This window comes from Neobacillus sp. MER 74 (assembly GCF_023714155.1).
The window spans coordinates 556,863-577,322 of record NZ_JAMAUV010000001.1 but is presented as its reverse complement, the minus strand read 5'-3'; the positions used below and the strand labels follow the sequence as shown (position 1 = coordinate 577,322).

The 20,460-nt window shown below is 36.9% G+C and carries 23 protein-coding genes; 15 read left to right on the top strand and 8 right to left on the bottom strand.

Annotated elements, in window-relative coordinates:
- Positions 1-106: 106 nt before the first annotated feature.
- Positions 107-700 carry a YitT family protein gene (locus tag M3610_RS02805; RefSeq protein ID WP_251456396.1) on the top strand — a complete coding sequence of 198 codons (594 nt, stop codon included), beginning with the start codon at positions 107-109 and terminating at the stop codon, positions 698-700.
- Positions 701-804: 104 nt separating this feature from the next.
- Here the strand turns inward: M3610_RS02805 and M3610_RS02800 are convergent, their stop codons facing one another.
- Together M3610_RS02800 and M3610_RS02795 are read right to left on the bottom strand one after the other, a co-directional pair.
- The gene (locus M3610_RS02800; protein ID WP_251456394.1) at positions 805-1,608 is read right to left on the bottom strand and encodes an alpha/beta fold hydrolase; all 804 of its coding nucleotides are present in this window, start codon (positions 1,606-1,608) and stop codon (positions 805-807) included.
- Positions 1,609-1,701: 93 nt separating this feature from the next.
- Complete coding sequence (locus M3610_RS02795; protein WP_251456392.1) at positions 1,702-2,481, bottom strand: alpha/beta fold hydrolase; 780 nt, start codon at positions 2,479-2,481, stop codon at positions 1,702-1,704.
- Positions 2,482-3,013: 532 nt separating this feature from the next.
- Here M3610_RS02795 and M3610_RS02790 point away from each other — a divergent pair.
- From M3610_RS02790 to M3610_RS02775, 4 genes are read left to right on the top strand one after another with little or no spacing between them, the layout of a single operon-like run.
- Positions 3,014-3,481 carry a hypothetical protein gene (locus tag M3610_RS02790; RefSeq protein WP_251456390.1) on the top strand — a complete coding sequence of 156 codons (468 nt, stop codon included), beginning with the start codon at positions 3,014-3,016 and terminating at the stop codon, positions 3,479-3,481.
- Entirely contained in the window at positions 3,471-4,094 is a 624-nt protein-coding gene (locus M3610_RS02785; RefSeq protein ID WP_251456388.1) for a hypothetical protein, read from the top strand. Before M3610_RS02790 ends, M3610_RS02785 begins: the two co-directional genes overlap by 11 nt.
- Positions 4,095-4,116: 22 nt before the next feature.
- Positions 4,117-4,683 carry a polyhydroxyalkanoate biosynthesis repressor PhaR gene (locus M3610_RS02780; RefSeq protein WP_251456386.1) on the top strand — a complete coding sequence of 189 codons (567 nt, stop codon included), beginning with the start codon at positions 4,117-4,119 and terminating at the stop codon, positions 4,681-4,683.
- 19 nt (positions 4,684-4,702) lie between these two features.
- On the top strand, positions 4,703-5,773 hold the full coding sequence (locus M3610_RS02775; RefSeq protein WP_251456384.1) for an alpha/beta fold hydrolase: 1,071 nt from the start codon (positions 4,703-4,705) through the stop codon (positions 5,771-5,773).
- 68 nt (positions 5,774-5,841) lie between these two features.
- Here M3610_RS02775 and M3610_RS02770 read toward each other — a convergent pair whose 3' ends face one another.
- Positions 5,842-6,624 (bottom strand): alpha/beta fold hydrolase, encoded by a 783-nt coding sequence (locus M3610_RS02770; protein WP_251456383.1) that lies wholly within the window; start codon positions 6,622-6,624, stop codon positions 5,842-5,844.
- A 261-nt stretch (positions 6,625-6,885) separates the two neighbouring features.
- Here M3610_RS02770 and M3610_RS02765 point away from each other — a divergent pair, with 261 nt between their 5' ends.
- Positions 6,886-8,028 (top strand): sensor histidine kinase, encoded by a 1,143-nt coding sequence (locus M3610_RS02765; protein WP_098572504.1) that lies wholly within the window; start codon positions 6,886-6,888, stop codon positions 8,026-8,028.
- A complete protein-coding gene (locus M3610_RS02760) occupies positions 8,021-8,620 on the top strand; it encodes a response regulator transcription factor (RefSeq protein ID WP_251456381.1) in 600 nt (199 codons plus the stop codon). The genes M3610_RS02765 and M3610_RS02760 overlap by 8 nt, the downstream gene beginning before the upstream one ends.
- 81 nt (positions 8,621-8,701) lie before the next feature.
- On the opposite strand, the gene M3610_RS02755 is transcribed toward M3610_RS02760, so the two are convergent.
- Complete coding sequence (locus tag M3610_RS02755) at positions 8,702-9,550, bottom strand: alpha/beta fold hydrolase (protein WP_251456379.1); 849 nt, start codon at positions 9,548-9,550, stop codon at positions 8,702-8,704.
- A gap of 270 nt (positions 9,551-9,820) precedes the next feature.
- Here M3610_RS02755 and M3610_RS02750 point away from each other — a divergent pair, with 270 nt between their 5' ends.
- The 3 genes from M3610_RS02750 (at position 9,821) to M3610_RS02740 (ending at position 11,914) form a co-directional block, all read left to right on the top strand.
- Positions 9,821-10,729 (top strand): ABC transporter ATP-binding protein, encoded by a 909-nt coding sequence (locus tag M3610_RS02750; protein ID WP_251456377.1) that lies wholly within the window; start codon positions 9,821-9,823, stop codon positions 10,727-10,729.
- On the top strand, positions 10,722-11,564 hold the full coding sequence (locus M3610_RS02745; protein ID WP_251456375.1) for an ABC transporter permease subunit: 843 nt from the start codon (positions 10,722-10,724) through the stop codon (positions 11,562-11,564). The genes M3610_RS02750 and M3610_RS02745 overlap by 8 nt, the downstream gene beginning before the upstream one ends.
- Before the next feature lie 155 nt (positions 11,565-11,719).
- Positions 11,720-11,914, top strand: a complete 195-nt coding sequence (locus tag M3610_RS02740; RefSeq protein ID WP_098572509.1) for an IDEAL domain-containing protein — start codon at positions 11,720-11,722, stop codon at positions 11,912-11,914.
- A 186-nt stretch (positions 11,915-12,100) separates the two neighbouring features.
- On the opposite strand, the gene M3610_RS02735 is transcribed toward M3610_RS02740, so the two are convergent.
- From M3610_RS02735 to M3610_RS02720, 4 genes are all read right to left on the bottom strand, one after another.
- Complete coding sequence (locus M3610_RS02735) at positions 12,101-12,583, bottom strand: PepSY domain-containing protein (protein ID WP_251456373.1); 483 nt, start codon at positions 12,581-12,583, stop codon at positions 12,101-12,103.
- 125 nt (positions 12,584-12,708) lie between these two features.
- Complete coding sequence (locus M3610_RS02730) at positions 12,709-13,500, bottom strand: PepSY domain-containing protein (protein ID WP_251456371.1); 792 nt, start codon at positions 13,498-13,500, stop codon at positions 12,709-12,711.
- A gap of 68 nt (positions 13,501-13,568) precedes the next feature.
- Positions 13,569-14,927, bottom strand: a complete 1,359-nt coding sequence (locus M3610_RS02725) for a sensor histidine kinase (protein ID WP_251456369.1) — start codon at positions 14,925-14,927, stop codon at positions 13,569-13,571.
- Positions 14,924-15,619, bottom strand: a complete 696-nt coding sequence (locus M3610_RS02720; protein ID WP_251456367.1) for a response regulator transcription factor — start codon at positions 15,617-15,619, stop codon at positions 14,924-14,926. Before M3610_RS02720 ends, M3610_RS02725 begins: the two co-directional genes overlap by 4 nt.
- Positions 15,620-15,794: 175 nt before the next feature.
- On the opposite strand from M3610_RS02720, the gene pabB reads away from it, so the two are divergent.
- The 5 genes from pabB (at position 15,795) to M3610_RS02695 (ending at position 20,370) form a co-directional block, all read left to right on the top strand.
- Positions 15,795-17,195 carry an aminodeoxychorismate synthase, component I gene (gene pabB, locus M3610_RS02715; RefSeq protein ID WP_251456365.1) on the top strand — a complete coding sequence of 467 codons (1,401 nt, stop codon included), beginning with the start codon at positions 15,795-15,797 and terminating at the stop codon, positions 17,193-17,195.
- Positions 17,192-17,785 (top strand): aminodeoxychorismate/anthranilate synthase component II, encoded by a 594-nt coding sequence (gene pabA / locus M3610_RS02710; protein WP_251456363.1) that lies wholly within the window; start codon positions 17,192-17,194, stop codon positions 17,783-17,785. Before pabB ends, pabA begins: the two co-directional genes overlap by 4 nt.
- Positions 17,786-17,787: 2 nt before the next feature.
- On the top strand, positions 17,788-18,654 hold the full coding sequence (gene pabC, locus M3610_RS02705; RefSeq protein WP_251456362.1) for an aminodeoxychorismate lyase: 867 nt from the start codon (positions 17,788-17,790) through the stop codon (positions 18,652-18,654).
- Positions 18,655-18,656: 2 nt separating this feature from the next.
- Positions 18,657-19,427: a nucleotidyltransferase domain-containing protein gene (locus M3610_RS02700; RefSeq protein WP_251456743.1), complete on the top strand. Its 771-nt coding sequence runs from the start codon at positions 18,657-18,659 to the stop codon at positions 19,425-19,427.
- Positions 19,428-19,635: 208 nt separating this feature from the next.
- A complete protein-coding gene (locus M3610_RS02695; protein ID WP_251456361.1) occupies positions 19,636-20,370 on the top strand; it encodes an urease accessory protein UreH domain-containing protein in 735 nt (244 codons plus the stop codon).
- The last annotated feature ends 90 nt before the right edge of the window (positions 20,371-20,460 follow it).

Below are 20,460 nucleotides of genomic sequence, written 5' to 3'. Positions count from 1 at the left end.
GGTTAGAGAATGTTTCTCGAGTTTATTGAATATATTTAAACAAATAATCTATGGAATTTGGTTGATAAAGGGGACAAGTATGATAAGTAACAGGATGAACTTTTATATGGATTTAAGCAGAGCAGAGGCATGTTCTTTTTATAAAAGGCTATTGTTCATTTTTTTTGGTGCTACGCTTGTAACCTTATCCTTACAATTATTTTTGGTGGAAAATCATGTGATTGATGGAGGAATTATCGGCATAAGTATCCTGCTAGCTCATATTACAAAAGAAGAAATAGGATTGTTTTTGTTGGTATTAAACACACCTTTTTTCCTCCTTGCCTATCGGTTTCTAGGAAGAAGGTTTCTTATGCTCAGCATATTCGCCATCCTCATTCTTTCGTTTGAAACCTATATATTCGATTCACTTCCGGTCCTCACCACTAACCCCCTCCTAGTAATTGTCCTTGGCGGAATAAGTTTAGGACTAGGTGTCGGCATAACGATTCGATTCGGTGGCTGTTTTGATGGAACAGAAGTGATAGCTATCCTCTTAAGTAAACATTCTTCATTTTCAATCGGACAAATTATCTTGTTATTGAATGTATTCATTTTCGGGAGTTCCATTTTCATCTTTGGGTTAAGTGAGGCCATCTATTCCTTAGCAACCTTTCTGGTAGCCTATCGAACGATCGATCTATCTATTCAAATTACTTAGAAGAGTATTTTGAGATGATAAGATTCCTAGATAAAAGCTTAAAATAGAATCCGCCAAATTTAAGGAAATGCCCATTCAATTAGCGAACGGGCATTTTTTTATCATTATTGATTTTTTAAAAATTCTATTACTCTTTCATTTACTAAATCATTGGCCTCGGTTATATAAATGTGGCCAGCACCGGTAATTGTCAAAAATTCAGCATTTGGAATTTTCTCAGCTAAGGTTACCCCATTTTGATAGGGAACTAATTTGTCTTCGTCTCCATGGATAACCAAGACAGGACATTCGATTTGGTCAATCACGTTGGAGGTATCGTGAGCTAAGCAGGCTTGAAGTTGAAGAATATAGGCGTAAGGGAGAACAGGTATCTCTATTCTTCTTTGTATGTCCTCTGCTACTAATTCACGTTGTTTTTCTATAAATGACTGACTGTATAGGATTGGAGCGGTGGCCCAAGCCATTTCTTCTGGTGTTGCAACCGCAGAACCCCTTGAAAGCATTAGCATCGAGACTTCTGCACTAGGCTGGACATGGGTTGCACCCCCAGAGGTTGTACAACCTAACACAAGAGAACGGACCCTAGAAGGATACAATAGTGATAATCTTTGTGCAATCATCCCACCCATAGAAATGCCGTATACATGGGCTGTTTCTACTCCGGCAGCATCCAAGACACATTTAGCATCTTCTGCCATTTGCTCAATTGAATAGGGGGAATTTGGTTTGCCGCTAAGACCTGTCCCGCGATTATCAAAAATAATTACTTTAAAGTGCTCACTGAGAGCAGGGAGTGTCCTGAACCAAGATTTTGAATTTAGTGATAACCCCATTATTAAAAGCAATGGTTCACCCTCTCCGTGAACCTCATAATAAAGATTGATCCCATTTCCAGTAGCTATTGGCATTAATTCAATCCTCCTTTATTAAAAGTAACGGTAAATTATATGATAATTGAACTAAGGAAAGAACATGGAAGAAGGGAGGACCAAATCCCTCCCTTAGCTTACTTTTGAGTGTTTCTTTAAAAAGTTGCGAATAACTCTATTAAATGCGTCCTTTTGTTCTAATTTGGCAATATGACCAGTATTCCTAAGGATCACAAATTCAGAGTGGCGTATTTGTTTGTGCATTAATAGTTGGATCCATACAGGGATAACCGAATCATATTGAGACCCCATGATTAAGGTAGGGACTTTTATTTGAGGAAGTAGTTTTAAATTATTCACTTCCAGACATGCTTTAACTGATTTTAGAAAAACCTCATGATTAGGTTTGTAAAATTTATGAAAGTTCTGATAAACTGTACCCTTCCATGAATTAAGTGAAATGCGTGCAGCTGTTTTTGTGGGTAAACTTGGGGTGGTAGATAGTGAGCGGACTCTTCGATAGTTTATTAATAACTTTGCCAAGGGTCTAGGGATGAAATGAAAGGTGCTTACTAGCATTAATGACCGACACATCTGGGGAGCTTGACGATAAATTTCCTGGGCTACCAATCCGCCCATGGATAAGCCGCAAACATGAGCGCTTTCAACCTGAAGGTCATTTAATAGAGTAATAATGTCATGAGCCAACTGTGGAATAGATATTTTCTCATCCGTAGTATGCTCACCATGCCCGCGTAAATCGGGAATAATCAAGTCAAACTGATCCGCAAATTCAAACTGATTGTTCCAGCCCTCCTTTACCTCTCCTAAACCATGAATAAAGACTAAAGGTTCACCAGCACCAAAACGTAAGTAAGGAATCTCAGAGCAACAAAAAGAAACTCTACTCATATACCCCTCCTATTATTATTTATCATAAAGTAGATTACCACTATTTGTAAAGTTTTGGTTTTCGTAAAATTCAGAATAATAAAAACGTATCTAACCTTAGTGTCCTTCTTTGGAGGACAAATGTATTTCTTGGGTGCCTGACACCAGATAATATTATTTAAAAATCGTTCCGGTAATTTTTGGGATTTCCTTCGGTCTAAAGGAGTGTTTTGAAGATGTTTGTTTAATTTAACAGCATTAATTTTTCGCTCTTTTAAGGGACGAAGACTTTTGTGGATATTGTCGAAAGAGGGAGGTTTACAAAACCTCAGTTTACTACAATAATATTAACTATATTACTATTCTAATTAATGATTTTGAGGAACCCTTCGAAGCAATTGCAGCTATTTTTAATAACATAAAATGTCCAGCACTATTCTTAGCCTCAAAGCTTCTAATTATGTTTATGATCATATACTAGATGTTGACGGTGGGACAACTGCCAGTGTACAGTAAATAGAAGAAACTGGTCAGTTAGTGAAGAGGGATGTACATGGAGTCCATGCATCAAGACAGAGATTCTTTTTATAAAAAAATAGAAACAGAAATCAATAAGAGAATCCATGCATACACAAATAACAGAAAATTCACTATTGCATTTGGAAATGCTATGGAAACACATGTGAAGCATTTAAAAATTCACAGAAGATTAGCAACAAGAAGATTAAATCAGCTTGGACTTCCAAATAAAGATGAAATAAGTGCTATTTCTGTAAGAATCGTAGATTATGAGGAAAAGTTAGATCTTTTGGATGAATCTATCTATTGGATGAATAAAAGACAGAAAGAGAACCGGAACAAGTTAAAAATGATCCGTGAATCATGGGGAGCTTTGCAAGCCGTATTGGAAAAGGAAACACGGGAAATCCACGCATGTAAACTAAAAAGCTTGGAAGAAGAGCTTAATGAGTTAAAACAATTATTTGAATTGAATTTGGAGGAGAAAAAACATGACGAATAAAACTGAAAAAGTATTAGAATCAGAAAATCAAAAAGTAGAGGTTGAAGAGGAACAAAATGCCTCAAGCTTAGACCTTCTTTGGAAGTTAGGATTCAATGAATTAGATGCTTGGGAAAATCGCTTAAATAAACGAGATACACTTTTCTTAGAAGCAGTCAAGAACTACGTGGAAATGCTTAAACAGAATCAAGAAAATGCCCTCACCGTTTCGACGCAATTTGGGGTGGAACTGAAAGAGTGGGAGGAGCCAGTGCGCGAAGAATTACTTATGACAACCACTCCACTACAGCAGTTCTTTCCTGTGAAATCATATGAAGAAATTAACAAAGTTGTTGAGGACATTCAAACTAAAACAGCTCATTTATTATTAACCCCAACTAAAGCATTATTAACAGGACAATTAAATTCCTTAGATAAATATGTAGAAACCGTTGAACAATATATTGCTTATCGAAAAAATGGCAGAGAAAAATATATTGAGAGTGTTAAGAAAACCAGCAATGTTTTATATGAAAATCAAAAAGTATTTGTAAATATGTTTTCTAAGCAAGTGAAATCTGCGATAATGCCATTTCAGAATTATATGAAGGATTCTACCAATCAATCCAAATAATGACTAAAAAGGAGTGAGAGTAATGTCTGGTAAAAAACCTTACGATCCAGTTGAATCCTTTCATGAGCTTAGTCTTTTATGGGAAAAACAGATAAATGATTTTATCAATCATTGGACGGCTAACAAGGATTTCATAAAAATGTCTAATGCCGGAACCGAAATTAATTCTCGGTATCTCGAGGCATTTAAAAAGAATCAGGAAACACTTGCAAGCGTTCTAAATTTACCAACTAAAAATGATATAGCTAATATTGCATCATTAACGGTCCAAGCCGAGGAAAAAATTGAAGCTCTTGAGGAACAAATCTTGGATTTGCAGGATTCCATGAAGTCGCAAACTAGAGAAATCGAGAGTATTGTGGATATTTCAAAAGAAATCATTAAATTAACAAAGCAGCTTAAAACAGAGTTAGTAAAAACGAAAAAAGAGCAAATAAAGACCAAAGAATTAAAGGCCGAACTCCAAGAAATGAAGTTAGAGTTAAAGAAATTAACTAACTTTAAAGAAGAATTTGAGTCATTAAAAGGTCTTCTTGAAAAGGACAAAGAAGTGGAGCGAGAATTAGCAGATTCAGGGACATCGAAATAAATGAAATGGAGTGGGGAGCTTGGGAACAGAAGCACCGTTCAAGGGGAGCATTCCAGAATTTGATTATCAAAAAGAAATGGACCGTTGGGCGAATGTCGTAAAACTTTTATCTGAACCTGAACCCAAGGTTGCTCAGACTCCAAGGACTGAAGTATGGAGAAAGAATAAATCAGTTTTATGGCATTACCCTGCCAAACAGAAAAAGTATGAGATTCCATTATTTTTTGTGTATTCGCTTTTTAATAAACCATACATTTTAGATATTGATCCTAAGAAAAGTGTGATAAAAAACTTAACTGAGATGGGCTATGAAGTGTATTTATTGGATTGGGGTACACCAGGCTATGAAGACAAAAAGATTGGTATCGATACGTATGTCGAGAAATATTTAAAAACGGCTGTTAAGCGGGCGCTTCGCCATTCTGAAGCGGAGGAAATTTCACTCGTTGGATATTGTTTAGGCGGCACGATTGCCTCTATTTACGCATCTGTAGCCGAGGAACCAATAAAAAATTTAATCGTAGCCACGGTTCCTATTGATTTCAGTACGTTTGTAGGGCCGGAAAAATGGGTGGAAGGTCTCCAAAGTGGAGATATTAATATCGATCATTTTCTGGATGTTTATGGGGTTGTTCCCCCTAAATATGTGGAATTGATGTTTAGAGCCATTGGATCACCAATCTATTTTACCAATTATACCATGCTCTTAAATCGGGCCCACGATTCCCGTTATGTTGAAAAATGGCGTCGGATGAATAAATGGACACAGGATCAAGTGCCTTTTGCTGGTGAAGCCTATAAACAATTTGTCAATGAATTGATTATAGGTAACAAGCTGATTAAAGGGGAGTTGGTGGTTGGGAAAAAGGCTGCCGATTTGAAAAATATTCGTGCCAATCTATTCGTAGTTTCAGGGTCTAGAGACAATTTAGTTTTAGAAGAGCAAAGTAAACCAATTATGGATTTAGTTTCGAGTGAAGACAAAACGTATGTTTGCGTTGATTCAGGGCATGTTGGTCTTGCATTATCTGGTTTATTAGCAGAAATTGTTGATCAATGGGCGTCTAGTCGTTCCAATCGTCTTTTTTAAATATAGATTGGAATAAACAGATATATTTTAGTAGGGCAGGTTAGGAGAGGAGAGAGGTTTCCTCACTCCTAACTTGCTCTTTTATGTTTGTTCAAAAATGTCCTCAGAACTTTATTGAATTCATCCTTTGCCTCTAATTTAGCAACATGGCCAGTGTTCCTGAAGATGACAAATTCTGAGTGCCTAATTTGTTTATGCATTAGGAACTGAACCCAAACGGGTATAACTGAATCATACTGCCCGCCTATAATTAGCGTTGGCACTTTTATCTGTGGGAGTAATGTTATGTTATTTACTTGTAAACAAGCCTCCATTGATTTAAAAAAGAATTCACGGTTTGGCTTGTAAAATTTAGAGAAGGTCTCGATATTTTCTTTACTCCATGAATAAAGACAAACCTTTGCAGATCTTTCTGTGACCATTTCAGGTGATTTAATTTCCCCTAAGGCTTTCCTGAAATTAATAAAAAGCGTTCCGAATTGCTTTGGAGCATAATGGTAAGTACTTACTAACATCAAAGAACGGCACATTCCAGGTGCTTGACGATAAATTTCTTGGGCAACCATTCCCCCCATTGATAACCCGCATATGTGTGCACTTTCAATTCCCAGCTCTTTTAATATACTAATTACATCATAGGCAAAGCTTTTGATGGAGATCTCCCCTGGTGCAGTGTACTCTCCATGCCCCCGTAAATCAGGGATGATTAAGTCATACTGATTCGCAAACTCAAACTGGTTTGCCCAGCCCTCCTTTACTTCACCTAGACCGTGAATAAAAACCAAAGGCTCACCTGCACCAAACCGCAAATAAGGAATTCCGGAGTAACTTTTGAATATTTCACTCAACATTCATTCCTCCTAGTTGTATAATAACAACTGTTATTTCCAATATTTGAATGGTCTAAATGGGTATAAAAGTACGATTATTTTATTATATATGTAATAATGGGGAAATATTACATATGGGTGTAATGCACAGATATCAGAGTTACCTGTCTCAAAAGGAAGAGAGAAAGTTTTTAGCTAAAATGGTGTGAATTGGAGTACAACCTAGCAGTTTTGAGTTATGATAAAAGGATTAAGGACGTTAATTGAAAATGAGGTTCCCTTATGATAAAAAAGTATCTGACATTTCAAAAAAACAATGGAATTGCTCCGTATATTTGGACGGTTCTTGGCATTTTACCGTTTTACTTTATTTTTCAATCCCCCTCAACCATTGAAATAGTAGTGGGGATATTACTCACATTATTATTCTTTATTCTTTACAGAATTGCGTTTATGTCTAAAGGCTGGCCCGTCTATCTATGGACGTTGATCCTGATTGGTATTTCTATTACTGCCACAAGTCTTTTCAATTATGTTTACTTTGCTTTTTTTCTTGCATATTTTATCGGCAATATTAAAGAAAGAATTGCTTTTTTAACGTTGTATTTTATTCATTTGTTTAGTACGTCGGTATCCATTAACTTCAGTATTGTCATGCAAGAAAAATTATTTCTGCAGCAATTACCCTTTGTTATTATCATCTGGATTAGTGTCATCCTTCTCCCGTTTAGCATCCATAACAGGAAGGAAAGAGGTCAACTGGAAGAAAAGTTACTGGATGCCAACAAACGGATTTCAGAGTTAGTTAAAATAGAGGAAAGGCAGCGGATTGCCCGGGACCTTCATGATACCCTTGGACAAAAGCTCTCACTTATTGGGTTGAAAACGGATTTGGCCCGAAAGTTAATCTCAAAGGACCCGGAGCAGGCACGGAATGAATTAAAGGATGTCCAGCAAACAGCCCGAACAGCATTAAGTGAGGTACGTAAGATGGTGTCATCGATGCGTGGAATCCGACTAAGAGACGAAATTACTCGTGTAGAACAAATCCTTCACGCGGCTGAAATTAATTTTAGCAGTGAAGGAGATTTTACTCCATCAAAAGTTACTCTGTTTACAGAGAACATTCTCAGCATGTGTATGAAGGAAGCTGTAAATAATGTTGTCAAACACAGTGGTGCGAAATCTTGCTTCATATCCATTATTCAATCAATGCAGGAATTGGTAATGACCATTCGCGATGATGGAGTATATAAGGGGGAGAAAGAGACGATGGAAGGCTGCCATGGGCTGATTGGCATGAAAGAGCGCTTGGAATTTATTAATGGGAGTCTAGAAATGAGAACCAAAGAAGGAACGACATTAATCATAAAAGTACCAAATGATGTTAAACCAAGGATGGAAAAGGAGGAGAAAAATGATTAAAATCGTGATTGCTGAGGATCAGCAAATGCTATTAGGCGCTTTTGGTTCACTTCTTAACTTGGAAGAAGACATGGAAGTGGTTGGAAAGGCATCAAACGGTGAAGAGGCCGTGTTACTGGTGAAAAAATTCCATCCTGATGTCTGTATTATGGATATCGAAATGCCAGGTAAGAGTGGTCTAGATGCAGCAGAAGAACTAAAGGGTCTAGGCTGTAAAGTAATCATATTAACTACTTTTGCCAGAACCGGTTACTTCCAACGTGCGTTGAAAGCAGGTGTGAACGGGTATTTGTTAAAAGACAGTCCGAGTGAAGAGTTGGCAAGTTCAATCCGTAGTGTAATGTCAGGAAGGAGAATTTATGCACCAGAACTTATGGATGATGTGTATGGTGAGGAAAATCCATTAACAGACAGAGAAAAAGAAGTGTTGGAGCTCGTTGCAGATGGTAAAAATACAAAGGAAATCGCAGAAGAGCTAAGTATCAAGACTGGAACGGTTAGAAACTATATTTCAATTATCCTCGATAAACTTGAAGTAAAAAACCGTATCGAGGCGATTACTCAATCCAAAGAAAAAGGCTGGTTTAAATAAGTAGTCAATGAACGGTGTCAGGCACCGTTCATTTTTTGTTTCTTCAAAGTAGACCAAATTCAATCCATTAGGAAAAAGCAACTAGGCTTCAGCTGCGGTATGGTACTTATCAATAAAACCTTTAATATAATCAAAAACTTCCCTAGGACGTTCTTCAGGAAGGGCGTGTCCAGAATCTTTTAAAACAATGAGCTCTGAATTAGTTAAATCCTTGTTTAACTTCTCACCAATATTAAGGGGCATTGATTTATCATGATCCCCCCATAGTAATAAACAAGGTGTTTTTATTTGGTTAAGAATTTGGGCAGGCAAGTCTCCTTCGCGATCACGAATCATTCTTGTAAGAGCTACAAAAATTTCATCTGATAAAAATGGTTGTAAGTAACCGTTAATCATTTCGTCGTTAATAATGGCGTGATTATAAAGTGCGTCCTGAAGATTCTTCTTGACCCCCGTCCGTGCAAACCAATATTTTACAAAAAAATGGAAATAGGGTAGGTAACTTGTAATAATCAATGGCAATTTTGAACGCTTGAGATAAGCTGAACTGCAGAGAAGAATAGCTTTGTCCGCAAGTTCTGGCATCATATGGAGGATATTTAAAACAATTTGTCCTCCCATAGAATGACCAATAAACGTCATTTTTTTAAGCCCTAATGATTCTGTAAGCTGGATTACTGTATCGGCTAAATTTTTGTAAGAATATACATAGCGGTTACATTTAGCGCTTTTCCCAAAGGGGGGAAGATCAATAGATAGAACTTGGTACTCCTTTTTCAATAAAGAAATTAAATGGCGAAATGTGAAGGTGGAAGAAAGGAAGCCATGTAATAAAACAAACGTTTTTTCAGATGTGTGATTAGGATAAAACTCGTAATAAACATTAATGTTATTTACTGGTTGATAACCTGCCAAGACGGTTTGTTCCATCAAGATCTCTCACCTACTCTTGTTAATAAAATAGATGAGTATAATGTTCCCTAAATATCTGTACATACCCAAAAAATATATATCCTAAAAATAAAAACCCATTAATATCAGCAATTTATATAAATTTCAAAATAACAGTACAAACCTCCCATAAGAATCTGATAAAATTTAATAAAAATGGATATTTTTGGCGAAGTGTCCATCCGTCGTGGATAACTGGAGAGAGTGTCTTTTTGCGGTGCCTGACACCAAATTTGGGGGGAATGTAGGTTGTCAATTATTGAAGCGTTTGATGTGGATAAGGCGTTTAATGGGCGTGATATTTTAAAGGGTGTTTCTTTTTCGATTAAGGAAGGTAGTATTATTGGTCTGCTTGGACCAAATGGGGCTGGAAAGACAACAATGATTCGTTTGTTAAATGGAGTAATTAATGCTACGAGCGGTAAGATGAGGGTAATGGGATATGACCCTCAAACAGAGGGTGATGAAATTAGAAAGAGGGCGGGGATTGTAACGGAGAGTGCCGCCCTGTACCATGACATGAGTGCCTGGGATAATTTGGTCTTCTTCTCTAAAATCTATAACGCCCATGACCCCAAGCGTATCACTCATCTACTTGAGCAATTTGAAATGTTTGAAAAGAAGGACCATTTGGTCGGCACGTTTTCAACGGGGATGAAAAAAAGAATTACCCTAGCAAAGGCCCTGCTACATAAACCTACGATTTTGTTCCTGGATGAGCCCACAAATGGGTTAGACCCTGAAGGGATAAATGATGTGATTCATTACCTAAAAAAAGTAAATAAGGAAGAAAAGGTCACGATTGTCATCTGTTCACATGTTCTGCACCAACTGGAAACTATTTGTGACACCTTCCTATTTTTAAAGGATGGTCAAATCGTTGATAAGGGAACTAGAAGTGAATTAGAGGATCGATATTTGACGAATGTTACTTTATTGGTTGAAACGGGTCTCTTGCCAATCGACTCTAAGACATATAGGGGCTTTGCATATATTAGAAAAGATCGGCATAATATCGAGTTTAACCTTCCCTCAAAAAATGAAATACCAGCTCTACTTAAGAGTATTTTAAGCGAAACGTGGATTCATTCGTGTGAAATTACCAATAGAAGTTTGGAGTCTTTATATTTTAAAATAAGGGGTGAAAAGCATGAATAAGAACATTATTGCTGCCGTCGCTCAAAAAGATATTAAGAATACTTTTTCTTCCAAAAAGATATGGGTACCAATGATAATCCTACCTTTATTTCTATGCATTTTACTCCCAGCAATATTTGCGTATGTTGGTTTAAATACAGAATTAATTGGGGAATCCTCAAAGGATTTAGAAAAACCAATCAATGCCATCATTAAGAACTTTCCGAATGAAGAGTTAAGAAATACCCTATCTGCGCTTCCCACACTTGGTTACAAATCGGTTTATTTTTTCTTAAACTTTATGATCATCCCGTTTTTCTTAATGACTGCTATTATCAATTCTATGGTTACTTCTTCGAACAGCTTTGCAGGGGAGAAGGAGAGAAATACTTTGGAAACATTATTATTTGCTCCGATCACAGTTTCTGAATTGTTTTTTGGCAAGGTGATTGCATCCTTCATCCCTACAATCGCCATAACGTTTGCCGCTTTTTTACTAAATGCCGTGATTGTAAATCTAATTACTTATCGAATTTTTGATGAAATTTTATTTATGAATTCAACCTGGTTACTTTTAATGTTTTGGGTGATCCCAGCCTTAGTAATTTTTAATATTGTTTTGAATGTGCTGGTTTCCGCCAGAGTAAAATCTTTTCAGGAAGCACAACAATTTGGCGGTATTATGGTGTTACCTGTCGTCGGCCTTATTATCAGCCAAGTTAGTGGGCTTTTCTTCCTAAGTCCACTAACCTTATTCTTAATTGGAGTTGGTTTACTGGTTGCTAATGGAATCCTACTTAAAATCATCACCAAATTTAACCAGAGAAACACCCTTTTTGAAAGCCAAATTCACTAAAATCCGCATTTGTCTCCCCGGGGTGCACAAGTGTCTTTGTGCGGTGCCTGACACCAATCTTTTTTGTGAAAATTTTTTTGGTTTTTTTGAACAAAGTGTTTGAATTTTTAGAAAATTAACTGTATAATTAGAAAAAACGTAAGGAGTTGATTTCCATGGAAAAGAAATTACTTAATTCACCACAACATTCGGATGAGAATACAGATGCTGTTGTTGCAGAAATGTTTCTAAAAAATGCCCTGCTAGAATTTAGACGGGAGAAAATCCGCAAGGAAATCGACCACACATTACTAAACGGGGATAAGGAACTATTCCTAAAATTAACAGAAGAGCTAAAAAAGATTTCTTAAGTTATCGATTAACGGATCCTATTATTCTAAAAAGAAGCCTATCCAATATATGGATGGGATTCTTTCTGTTTACATATAAATGAATGTCATTAACAATAATCTAATTTTATAAATGATTCAAAAAAACTAGGAACTTATCCAATGGGATAGGTTCCTTTATTCGGGGATTCCTCACAAGTTTTGTTCTCAGTTATTATCGTCATCACCGCTGTGTCTGTTTTGATGAGCGCCGTCATCGGTTTTATTATCGTCATCACTATCGTTATCATCATCGTGCTCAACACTAACAACTTTTCCAGTTTCAGCATCGATCCTTACCTCTGCTTCACCCGTGTTCGTGATTAGCTCTACTTTATATTCCATTCTACCATGCTCAAATTCTTGTTCAATTTCATCAACTGTTCCATTTACTTCACTAAGTGCAATCTCTGTTGCCTTTTCCACCGTTATTAAATTAGGATTTGCCGCTGCTGTACTATTGCTGTCATCAGATTCCACTTTAATAGTTGTTTGGCCTTGGTCATTTCCATTTACATTTGTACTTATTTTTTTATCTTCCTGATGGATAGAGTCCTCAGCTCGTGTATCATTTTTTGAAGCCCCCGCTGCAACGGCACCGCCCAAGATTAATAACCCAGATAATGCACCAACAATAAATTTATTTTTCATTAATAATTCCTCCTTTGTGTTTGTTTACTACACTTATAGAATATCCAGTGAAGATTAGAGCAAAAGGGGGAATAACATTAGAAATTAATGAGAATTATCATTAGGTAAACTATCTGTTCTTTACTTTAGTCATCATCTTCCTTTTTATCGTCCTTGCCGCGTTGTTTAGAATCATCACTCTTATCATCATCATCATCATCACTACTGCGATCGTCCCATGAAACGGATATAACATTGCCTGTAATGGAATGTATTTGTACAATTGCTTCTCTGTCATCTTGTGTCTCAATTTCGACCAGGTAGTAGGTTTGTTCGCCTTTAGTCTCCAGCCAAATATGTTCAACAATCCCATTCACTTGTTTTTTTGCAATATCGCGAGCCTCTTTCTCGGTAAGCCGCCTAGAGGAGGTATTGGTTTGAGTAGTAATGGAGGAAAGAATCTTTCCTGTAAGTGCATTCACTGAGAGTGTAGTTTGATTATTTCCTTCTTTTACAACAGCCTTGTAAATCGTTTCGTCCTCATTGACTATTTTTTCAAAGGATGTAATCGTTCCTTTAACCTTGGCTAAGATGATTTTTCTAATTTCATCTTCTGATTTAAATGTAACCTCTGGTTCATTAAGAGGTGGAGACTTCGATTCTTTTTTGACAAATGAAAGGACTTTTCCAGAAATCGCATTTAGTTCGATCTGATAAATAGTATCCTTTTTCTCTAAATCTATATGGTATTGCTTGTCAGTTAAGTTAATTTGAATAACAGTTCCCTGATAGCGGTCCTGGACAAGTTTTTGCGCTGCCTGTTTTGATAGAATTTCAGCCGATGCTTCGGTCGGACCGAATCTTTGCCAACTAAAATAAATGAGAAAGGCAAAAAAAAGAAAGCCTATTATCACCCAAATCCCAGTTTTTTTCTTCATAATATCACCTCACCACGTTAAGTACATTTATTTTCTAATATGAAGATTAGAAAATGCTGAGAAATGGATTAATTTTTAGTAGTTTTAATAAAAAGAGTTGCCGTGGTTCCAACTCCTTCTTCACTTTCAAGGTGAATCCTGATACCAATGGCGTCAGCAATTTCCTTTGCTAAGGATAAGCCAAGTCCAGAACCGCCTTTTTTTCTAGTTCTTGCTTTATCAACACGGTAAAAACGGTCAAAGACCTTTGGCAGTTCATCTTTTGGGATGCCGATTCCCTTGTCGGCCACACTTATAAATGCCTCATCATGCATTATGCCGATATTAACTGTAATGGCATCATCACTATATTTCCGTGCATTATCCAGAAAGATATACAGCAGCTGCTTTAGTTTCCTTTCATCCGTAACAACTGTTTTCTGTAATTTTTTCTGCTGAAAATGTATTTCTCTATTATAAGCACTTTGAAAGGCTTTAACCGTTTGCAGCATAAAATCACTAAGATTAAGCTCAGCCTTTTGGATATTCCACTGCTCGTGATGCTTAGCCAACAGTAACAGCTGTTCAGTCATGTCTTTCATGCGAACTGCTTCGGAGTGAATCGCTTCAATCGATTCGGCAAAAAGCTCCGGTTCCTTTAAACCTCTCCGCTTTAAAAGACTTGCATAGCTCTCAATAATGGTTAAGGGGGTTTTAAATTCATGGGACGCATTTGAAACGAACTGTTTTTGTTTTTCGTAATTTGTCTCAAGCAAATCAATCATATGGTTAAAGGTTTCTCCCATTTGATAAAGTTCATCCTTTGATTTTCCATCAAGCGTCAGCCTCTTGAAGCGGCCGCTCTGTCTAATTTCTTTCATAGTCTTAATCATGGATGTAACAGGGTTGGTAATCAGTTTACTGAGAATCCGGCTGGAAACAACTACAGGAATTAGTGCTAGAAGTGTCACCAAAATCAAGACAAGCCTCAGAATTTTTAAGTTATCAGTTGCCGGCTGAATGCTTTTAGTCACTTGAAGATTTGCCACACTTCCATCAAGCAAAATAATAGGCATCGACTCAAAGGTATAAGACTTTTTTTGAAAAACAATAAAAGTACTAACTTCCCCTTGGTGAAACTTGGCCTTTCTTCCAATTAAAGCCTGTTCTGTGGGGCTTGTAACTGTTGATAAGGGTTTGTTATTTTCTGTGACAAATTGGATCATTCCATTGATAGGGACGTAAGAACGTAATAGTTCTCCCTCAGATATAGAGCCAAGTGATTTCCCAATATCATTTGTCGTTTTTTCCATTTCCTTTGCGGAGGTGTTTAATTCACTGTTGAGAATTAATTTGTTAAAGGTGTAATAAACCGATAGATTCATCACGATTAATAAGACGGCAAATAACACAGCAGTATAAAAATTTATTTTATTACTAAGTTTCATTTAGCTTCCTTTAAAACATACCCGACACCACGGACAGTATGAATTAATGCGGGCTTATTCTGCTGTTCTAATTTTTTTCTGACATATCGAATATAAACATCCACTACATTTGTGTCACCGATAAAGTCATATCCCCAAACTGCTTCCAAAATTTGATCTCTATTTAATACTTGCCGCTTATTTGTTAATAAATAAACCAACAAATCGAACTCTCTAGGAGTTAATTCAATTTCATCTTCTCCACGAAAAACTTCCCTTGTTTTTGGATTTACTTTGAGGTCAGCAAATATTAATAAACTTCCGTCTTCTTGAGGCTGCTCTACAGCTTTCACCCTTAAAGCAGCACGGACCCGAGCTAATACCTCTTCAATTTGAAAGGGCTTTGTTATATAATCATTTGCCCCATAATCCAGTCCAGACACTTTATCCTCAACCGAGCTTTTGGCAGTTAGTAAAAGAACAGGTGTGATTTGGTCATTTACCCGAATCCGCCTGAGCAATTCAATTCCGCTAATTCCAGGCAGCATGACATCAAGTAATACTAAATCCCATTTCCCCTTCTTGTATGCTTCAAATGCTTCAAGACCATCCATTACCTTAGTTACCACATATCCTTCGTACTCAAGTTCGATCTCAAGAAGCCGAGCGATCTTTTCTTCATCTTCAACCACTAAAATGGTTGCCTTTTTCATAATTGATCCCCCTAAGAAATTGGATAATACTAATTTAATACACTTTTCCACAGCCAGTTAATAAATTCCTTTTAATGATTGAAAAAAATGTCGACCTGTAATCCCAAAACAAGAGTGGTGCCTGACACCCTTTTCAAGTATGATGAAAAAAGAGAAAAGTTAAGGAGTGAATTGGTTGACACAACTACATTTATACTGCAAGAAAATTCCTTTTACTTATTCAAGGTTTTTCAGTCAATATCGTGTATTGGCTGAGAAAAACACCCATCATGTGTTGTTGGAAAGCGGCCGCGGCGGGCGTTATAGCATTGCTGCCCTTCAGCCTGAGACGATAATTAAAGGGAAAAACCATATGCTTGAAATTCAAAATGAAAATGGTACCGAGAAACAAGAAGGAAATCCATTACACTTATTGATGGAATATATGAGCCGGTATCATGTTGATAAAATAGAAGGGCTTCCTAGTTTCCTGGGAGGTGCCATTGGATACATAAGCTATGATTACGCTCGTTACATTGAAGTACTTCCAGAACTAGCATCGGACGATTTAGGACTGCCAGAAATCTACTTTTTTATTGTGAAGGAATGGTTTGTCTTTGATCATAAAGAAGAGATTTTGTGGCTTATGTTTTTAGCTGAAAATGATCAGGGGATGGAAGAAAAAATTTCCTTATGGGAAAATCAATGGATACAAGATATCCCTTCCATTCAAACAAAAAAGCCTAGAGAAAATAACAATAATAATTTAGAGGTTTCAATGACCGAAGATCAGTTTAAACAGGCTGTCACTAAGATTCAGCAATATATTGGACAAGGCGATGTATTTCAGGTGAATCTAGCCGTCCGCCAATCAAAACAGATTGAAGTAGAAGCACTTGAAGTGTATGAACAATTAAGGTCCTTAAATCCATCTCCATATATGGCCTATCTGCATACGCCAGACTTTCAACTTGTAAGCGGGTCACCAGAACTACTCGTGAAAAAAGATGGACAAGTGGTAAGTACCCGCCCAATTGCAGGTACTAGATCGAGGGGGAAAGACCACGAAGAAGACATCCAGCTCGCGAATGAATTAATTGAAAATGAAAAAGAGCGTGCGGAGCATGTGATGTTAGTGGACTTAGAAAGAAATGATCTTGGCAGGGTATGTAAGTATGGGACCGTCGAGGTCAATGAATTTATGGTCATTGAAAAGTATTCACATGTCATGCATATCGTCTCCAATGTAAGAGGAGAATTAGCGGATAACAAATCAAGTTTTGATATCATTGATTCTGTTTTCCCTGGAGGGACCATAACTGGCGCACCTAAAGTCCGTACAATGGAAATAATAGAGGAACTTGAGCCTGTTCAAAGAGGCGTGTACACCGGTTCTCTTGGCTGGATTGATTTTAGCGGCGATTTAGAATTAAACATAATTATCCGCACCATGCTTGTTAAAGATGGGATGGCACATGTGCAAGCAGGAGCAGGAATCGTTATTGATTCCAATCCAAAGCATGAGTACAAAGAATCAATGAAAAAAGCAGCGGCACTATGGAAAGCGAAAGAAATGGCAGAGGAGGTAGAGAAATGATATTTATGATAGATAATTACGATTCTTTTACCTTTAATTTAGTGCAATATTTAGGTGAATTGGGAGAGGAATTAGTGGTTAAGCGAAATAATCAAACATCGATTGAAGAGATTGCAGAACTACAGCCTGAATTCTTAATGGTGTCTCCAGGGCCATGCAGTCCAAATGAAGCAGGAATCAGCTTGGACGCGATTCAAGCATTCGCAGGGAAAATCCCAATATTCGGTGTGTGCCTAGGCCAGCAAGCAATTGCTCAGGCTTTTAATGGAGATGTGATTCGCGCGGAAAGGCTGATGCACGGGAAAACATCCGATATGTATCATGATGGAAAGACAATTTTTAAGGGCTTGCCAAATCCTTTTCCGGCTACTCGATACCATTCCTTAATCGTCAAACGAGAGACATTGCCTGAATGCTTTGAGATTTCCGCCTGGACAAAAGAAGGAGAAATTATGGCAATCCGTCATAAGGAGTTACCAATTGAAGGAGTACAGTTCCACCCAGAATCTATATTGACTACCTCAGGAAAGGATCTTTTGAGAAACTTTGTCCATCATTATAAAAATGTCGTTGTGCAAAAGGGTCATTAATTATGGTGATATATATAAACGGACAATTTTTAACAAAAGAAGAGGCGATGATTTCCCCGTTTGATCATGGTTTTTTATATGGAATGGGGTTGTTTGAAACGTTCCGGGTCTATGAAGGACATCCTTTCTTACTGGATGACCATTTAGAGCGACTTAATCAAGGATTAGAAGTTCTAAACATCAACTATCGTTTTGAGCGTAATGAAACGAATAGTATCCTGCAAGAATTATTAAAAGTAAACCATTTGAACAATGCTTACCTAAGGCTAAATGTTTCAGCGGGTATAGGGGATATTGGATTACAAGTAGAATCGTATACTAACCCAAACATTCTTTTTTTTCCTAAACCATTACCTCAGGCAGGGGACTTAACGGAAAAAAAGGCGGTTTTATTGGAGTTGAAACGAAACAGTCCTGAAGGAAATGAACGTCTTAAGTCCCATCACTTTATGAATAATATCTTGGCCAAAAGAGAGATAGGACAAGCTGCAGATACAGAAGGGATTTTCCTAAATGAGAAAGGGTGCATAGCAGAAGGGATTGTCTCTAATATCTTTTGGGTAAAAGGGAATTGCTTATACACCCCTTCCGTACAAACGGGGATTTTAAATGGGATTACACGACAGTTTGTTAGTGAGTTAGCCAAGAAACATTATCTGAGTGTAGAAGAGGGGCTTTATTCTTTGGAACATAGCCTGGAAGCAGATGAGATGTTTGTTACTAATTCCATACAAGAGATCGTCCCCATTTCTACATTGGAAGGACATGAATTTCCTGGTAAACGAGGCCAAATAGTACAACTATTGCATCGTGAATATCGCCATTATTGTAAAAGTCTGTGGTCAAGGCATGGATTAAGGAGTGAATAACCCTGAAAGAAAAAATACTCGCTGAAATTAATAAAATTGAAGAGCAATTTGAAGTGAAAATCTGTCTGGCCGTTGAATCTGGGAGCCGGGCATGGGGATTTCCTTCTAAGGATAGTGATTACGATGTTCGATTCATTTATATCCATAAAAAGGACTGGTATTTGAGCATTGATCAAAAGCGAGAGGTGATCGAACTTCCAATTAATGACCTCCTTGATATAAATGGTTGGGAAATACGAAAGGCGCTCAAACTGTTTAGAAAATCCAATCCGCCGCTGATGGAGTGGCTCCATTCGGGAATTGTTTATTATCAAGCTTTTTCTTTAGTAGATAAATTGAAGGCAATCCAGAATCAAGTGTTTTTACCGCAATCCGCTCTCTATCATTACTTAAATATGGCAAAAGGCAATTTTCGCGATTATCTCCGTGGAGACCATGTGAAAATTAAAAAGTACTTTTATGTCCTTAGACCCGTTTTAGCTTGTATTTGGATTGAAAGATACAATACGGCCCCGCCAATTGAATTTCAAACATTGGTAGAAGAGCTTCTTGAAGAGGGTCAGTTAAAGCAGGAAATCCTTATGTTGCTTGAAAGGAAAATCAGCGGGGATGAACTTAATCTTGAGCCGAAGGTTAATGCCATAAATGACTTTTTAGAAAAAGAAATCAATCGGCTTGAGGAATACGCGAAAACCCTTAAAGTATCCAATGAGGATATGACCCCGATTTTGGATAATCTATTCCGAGATATTCTTGATGAGGTTTGGGCATAATCATCTCAGTCTCAAAAAAATATAAATTACTTTGTGAGCCACTTTATATCAAAAGTGGCTCATTGTTTTATATAAATATTAGCGGTTGATAATTGTTAGAGGGATAAAAATTCATAGTTTCTGCAAATTTTTGTTGTAGAATACCTTTTGAAATAATTTTTAAGTCAAGCTTTGGTCTATCAAATTTATATTGATTTAAGGTGATTAAATGTACAGTATATTAAGTCATTTTAGCTCATTTGTTAGTAAACCGTTTTCCAATATAGCCTATAGTTTAGAAGCATGGCCAATAGTCTTTGCGTTTATTCTAGGACTTATTGGGGCTCTTGCACCTTGTCAGCTAACTGGTAATATTAGTGCTGTAACAATTTATGGTAACCGTTCTATTCAAAAGAAAATCGCTTGGAAGGATGTTATCTTTTTCACTTTCGGTAAAATAGTAGCATTTTCTTTATTAGGTGTTTTGGTGTGGCTGCTTGGAAGGGAAATGGAACAAAATCTCACCTTATATTTTCCATGGATTCGGAAGATTATGGGGCCATTATTAATGATAGTTGGGTTATTTATGATGGGTTTTATTAAATTAACAGGAACATTAAATCTATTAAGGGGATTAAATGAATTCAAGAGTGAAAATCCATTCGGCTCTTTTATGTTAGGATTTAGTTTTTCATTAGCATTCTGTCCGACTATGTTTGTACTTTTCTTTGTCACCTTAATGCCTGTCGTATTGTCTAGTACTTATGGGTTTATTCTACCTCCAATATTTGCAATTGGAACTGCAATTCCACTATTGATTTTTATTTTTATCATTTGGTTCCTCGGCGGTAGTGGAGTGATAATGAAAAAAGGGAGAAAGTTTGGAATGGTGATACAAAGGATTGCCGGTATTTTGATGTTTCTCTTAGGAATTTTTGATACATTAACTTATTGGTCTTTATAAGAATAACAACACAAAAAGTAAAGTAGTAAAGGAGAGCCGTTTTGGTTCTTCTTTTTTTGAGATTTTGGGCTATAGTAACAAAAAATTGAA